Consider the following 3,305-nt stretch of genomic DNA (forward strand, 5'->3'; position numbering starts at 1 on the left):
AACCCTTATATAGAAAGGCATTTAGCGATTTTTGTCAATTGTTTTTTATCTAGAGCGAACTAATCAATTAAGTCTCTTGCCAGATAAGGATTTAGTCGATTTATGCCCCCCTATCGAACCATAACAAGTAACGAAGAGCCAGTTTTAAGTAATGAATTATGAATTATGAATGGAATTCGGAGGTGGCTTCGCCGCCGAGTCAAGCGCGGGGCGGAATTCGGAGTTCCGAGGCGCATTTGTAAGTCAACCAAATGTAGAGACTGTGATTAATTCCTGAATTAATCTACTAAATCATCAACCATCAATCATCAACGGTTAACTAAAAATGAAAATTGCTAACCCTCTTTATTACCCTTTAGCCGTTTTAGCAGGCGGGATCGTTTTAGTTGTTGGTGTTCGCTTTTTGGGATTATCTAATACTGTTACTTTACCAACAGCATTGGCGGTAACTGTAGTCGGCGCAACCGCCTTGAAAGCTAGAGAACCAGATGGGGAGAAACGGGTCAAACAACAATTACAACAGGAACTGCAAGTTATTCAAGGTTCGGCTCAAAGTTTAGCAGGAAAGGCAGAAGTTCTGCGTCAAGAAGCTAACCAATTATTAAGCAGCAGTTCAGTGCAAATGGACTTATTAATCGCCGTACAGCAAGCTTGCGATAGTGCTATTGAACTTCCCCCAAAAATAGAACAAATTGCTCAACGTTTGCCAGAAAGTGAATCCTTATTGTCAATCAATGAGTTACAACAGCAACTCTTGGAAGTTAAAAGTAAAATTCGTTCGAGTTTCGGTGTATCTCGTAAACAATTAGAACAGTTGCAAGCCAGTTTAGAACGGAATATTGAATTAGCACAACAAGGACAAGATACTCGTCAAGCAAAATTAACTAGCTTGTACACTGTGATTCAAGACTCGGCTGGGGTTCTGCAACAATTACAAAATAAATTGCGGACGGCTGACTTGACTAATTCGGAAGAACTTATAGAGTTAAGAAATTTGAGTGAAGAATTGAGTGGCTTTCAAGAAAATATTGATTTTATCATTTCTTGAACCTGACTAATAAATCAACTAAACTGGAAAAATCAACACCACAATACTACCCTGGAGATTGACGAGTAATGAACTTCTTAAAAACAGTTGCTTTATTAGCGTTATTAAGCAGCATCTTAGTTCTGACGGCTTATCTACTCATCGGCGGGATAATTGGTGCAGTTATCGGCTTAATCGTTGCTGCTGTAATTAACTTTAGTCTCTGGTTCTATTCCGACCAAGTTGTTTTAGCCGCTTTTGATGTTCGTCCTGCCAATTCTCAAGAAGAAGCTATACTCAAACCCATAGTTGAAGTGCTGTGCTACAGGGCAAATTTACCAGAACCTAAACTGTATATCATTCCTACTTCTTCTCCTAATGCTTTTGCTACTGGAAGGAATCCCCAACGGGGTGTTGTCTGCATTACAGAAGGGTTGATGAAACTGCTTCCTGAAGACGAATTAGAAGCCGTTATCGCCCACGAACTTAGCCACATTAAACACGGTGATGCCCTTACTGCTACAGTTGCTGTCACTATTTCTGTAGCAATTTCTCTCCTCACGGAAACAGGAATGACGGGAATGTTTGCCATGTTTAACTACCGCAACGCCAATCCCATCCGCCTAGCCGCCTTATTCCCTACCTTGCTACTTGCGCCCCTTACGGCTACCTTAACTCAATTAGCCATATCTCGAACGAGAGAGTATGCTGCTGATGCAGGTTCAGCAAGTTTAACCGGAAATCCTCGCGCCCTCGCTAACGCCTTAGAAAAATTAGAAAATAACAGCCAACAGCAGTCAATATCCACAGAAGAAAACCCAGCGTTAGCTCCCCTTCTAATTATTAATCCCTTCAAGGGTAAACTTGTCAATCGCTTATTTGCCACCCATCCTCCCACTAACAACCGCATTCAAGAATTACTCGCCATGCAACCAGGACTCTTAACGCCTCCCACTAGGAGAAACAGCCCTCAATCGAAACGCAGACGGGCAATAATTTCGGCTGCGATCGCCCTAATTGCTTTCGCTTTAGCTTATGCACCTCTTCCTGGCGTGCAGCAAAACCTTACCATCGTCAGTGGGACGGAACTTCAAGAACCATTGGCAGTCCTAGAGCCACAATTCGAGGCATCTCATCCCAACATTAACTTAGAACTGAAGTTTCAAGGCTCTCAGGACATAGTTAATAACTACATCGACCAGAAACATGACTTTACGCCTACTATCCTCATTCCAGCCAATGGGGAAATCTTAGAGGAGTTGCGCGATCGCCTGGCGGTACAGGGAGAAAGCAATCCCTTCTACGATACGCCCCAACCCATTGTCAAAACCTTCCTGGTGGGTATCGCTTGGCCCGAGAGAGGAAAGGTTATCTTCCCTGGGAGACGCTTTCAATGGCAAAGTGTAGAACGGGCCATGCAAAAGCGTAACTGGACTGCTATCGGCGGACAATCTACCTGGGGAAGCTTCGATTTTGTCATGACAGACCCTAGCCGTTCCAACAGTGGTCAGTTAACCTTAAGTTTGTGGTCCCAGTCCAATCTTGGCGGAAGTCCCCTAACTGGTACTAACTTGAATGGGCCGGGAATTCAATCTTTGTTTGCTCTGATTAAGCGTTCCGTCTATCAGCCGCCCCTTTCGAGTGACATTCTCTTGCAGGAATTTATTGCTCGCGGATCCAACGACGCTGATGTGGCGACTACCTACGAAAGTATCGCCCTCTATCGCTGGTCCCAAGCCCAAACTACCCAGGAAAAACCTTACCAAATCTACTATCTTGACCCGACTATTGAGACAGTAGCGACGGCGGCGATCGCACGGCGGGATGTGAATGAGGGACAAGCGAAAGCAGCCAGGGAGTTTGTCGCCTTTCTCAGACAGCCTTCCCAACAGGAAGTATTCGTCCGCTACGGGTTTCGCCCTGTGATAAGTGGCATAAACTTAGAATCAGTCTCCAACAGTCCCTGGAATCAGAATATTCCCGGTGTGCAGGTCAATCCTTCTGTACAATTTAGCCAGCCTCCTGATGCACAACTGAGGAAAGAAATTCAACGTTTATGGCAGCGAGTTAATTAATTTGAATCAATTGACATACTCCCACCGTCAAGCTACGCTGTGACAGGGGATTCTTTCCATATCACTAGACCTCTTGCATAAATCCGAAAACAAACGATAGAAACAATAATGGGAGGGACTTTCAGTTAATTATTTATTAGTAGTTGATAATCTTCAAAAATGTTGCTGTACAAGGATCGACTTAAGACTTTTGCAAGAGGTCT

General features: G+C 43.9%; 2 protein-coding genes. Both read left to right on the forward strand.

Going from position 1 to position 3,305, the window contains the following annotated elements; all coding sequences use genetic code 11:
* Nucleotides 1-325: 325 nt before the first annotated feature.
* Nucleotides 326-1,048, forward strand: a complete 723-nt coding sequence (locus PX482_RS20755) for a DNA repair protein RecN (RefSeq protein ID WP_004163389.1) — start codon at nt 326-328, stop codon at nt 1,046-1,048.
* Nucleotides 1,049-1,116: 68 nt separating this feature from the next.
* Entirely contained in the window at nt 1,117-3,102 is a 1,986-nt protein-coding gene (locus PX482_RS20760; RefSeq protein WP_004266742.1) for a M48 family metalloprotease, read from the forward strand.
* Nucleotides 3,103-3,305: the final 203 nt, after the last annotated feature.

The sequence above is a fragment of the Microcystis sp. M53602_WE12 genome, from assembly GCF_030065455.1.
In the GTDB taxonomy this organism is placed as follows: domain Bacteria; phylum Cyanobacteriota; class Cyanobacteriia; order Cyanobacteriales; family Microcystaceae; genus Microcystis; species Microcystis aeruginosa.

Coding starts and splice junctions, on each gene's coding strand:
- PX482_RS20760 (WP_004266742.1), top strand. CDS start 1,117: ATGAACTTCTTAAAAACAGTTGCTTTATTAGCGTTATTAAGCAGCATC.
- PX482_RS20755 (WP_004163389.1), top strand. CDS start 326: ATGAAAATTGCTAACCCTCTTTATTACCCTTTAGCCGTTTTAGCAGGC.